This window comes from Micromonospora parva, assembly GCF_000718515.1.
GTDB lineage: Bacteria > Actinomycetota > Actinomycetes > Mycobacteriales > Micromonosporaceae > Micromonospora > Micromonospora parva.
The window spans coordinates 1-514 of sequence record NZ_JNZS01000067.1 but is presented as its reverse complement, the minus strand read 5'-3'; the positions used below and the strand labels follow the sequence as shown (position 1 = coordinate 514).

Sequence of the window (514 nt, the reverse complement as noted above, 5' to 3'; positions counted from 1 at the left end):
AGATCTTGGACAGTTTCCGTTCTGTGCTAACGGAAACTGTCCAAGATCTGGAAAACGCACGCCGCTTGATGACGCCATCCGCCTCCGCCGAGGAGCCCTTCAGCGCGGCATCTCCCGTTGCGGCCCGCTGCGGCGGTCGGTGGTCGGCGTCCCAGGGGCGGGCGTCCCGGCGGGCCGGCGGCAACGCAAACGCCGCTGGCCGGCACCCCGGGTTGCGGGTGCCGGCCAGCGGTCGGTGTTCTCACGGTTCTACCGTGCGGTGGCGCGGTGGTGCGGGTCAGCTGTTCCAGTGCTGGGCGACGAGGTCGGTGGCCTGCTGCTCCCACTGGGCGTAGGCGTCCGGGTACGCCGAGACCTGCACGGTCTGCGCGGCGTCGGTCAGGGGCATGTCCTGCCACCCGTCGACCTGCTTGAGGCCCTTGAGGAACGCGGTCGTGGAGTACTCGGGGTCGGTGATCTGCTCCGGGGTACCCCAACCCGAGCTCGGGCGCTGCTGGAACAGGCCCAGCGAGTC

1 pseudogene is annotated in these 514 nt (G+C 69.8%); it reads right to left on the bottom strand.

Going from position 1 to position 514, the window contains the following annotated elements:
* Window positions 1–277 precede the first annotated feature (277 nt).
* Window positions 278–514 (bottom strand): annotated as a pseudogene (locus IF22_RS0132625) (hypothetical protein); the annotation flags it as partial.